This window comes from Streptomyces sp. AC627_RSS907 (assembly GCF_019049165.1).
The window spans coordinates 1-564 of record NZ_JAGMUE010000546.1 but is presented as its reverse complement, the minus strand read 5'-3'; the positions used below and the strand labels follow the sequence as shown (position 1 = coordinate 564).

1 protein-coding gene is annotated in these 564 nt (G+C 68.1%); it reads right to left on the bottom strand.

What is annotated here, in order from left to right:
- The coding region (locus KUM32_RS36980; RefSeq protein WP_217146250.1) for a phosphatase PAP2 family protein at nt 1-564 on the bottom strand (564 nt) is incomplete at both ends.

Genomic DNA, 564 nt, shown 5'->3' with positions numbered 1-564 from the left:
GGGCAGCACCGGGTACAGCAGGCCCAGCACCTTCATCCACAGCTTGGGCGCCACCAGGGCGCTCACCACGCCGCACCACAGCGACCAGCCGACGTGCAGCGAGGGCATCGCCGCGTACTGGTTGGAGAGCTTGGTCAGCGCGCCGAAGTCCGGGTCGTTGAGGTCCTGCGGGCCGTGCGCCGTGTCGATGTAGCCCATGTCCATCAGGCGCGGCGGCGCCAGCGGGTACAGCCAGAAGCCGAACAGCGCGAGCAGCGTGGCGAAGGCCAGCGGGGTGCGCGCCCAGCGGTAGGTGGCGGGGCGGCATACGTACAGCCAGGCAAGGAGCGACAGCGGGACCAGGAAGTGGAAGGTCGAGTAGTAGTAGTTCATGCTCGCTTCGAGCCACGGGGTGTCGGCCACGAAGTGGTTGAACCAGTACTCCACGTCGATGTGCAGCCAGCTCTCGATGCTGAGGATCTGCCGGCCGTGCCCCTCCGCCAGGCTCCGCTCGTCCGGCGCGTGGGCGCGGATGAACGAGTAGCCCCAGTAGCCGACGCGGATGAGCATCAGCTCCAGGACCAG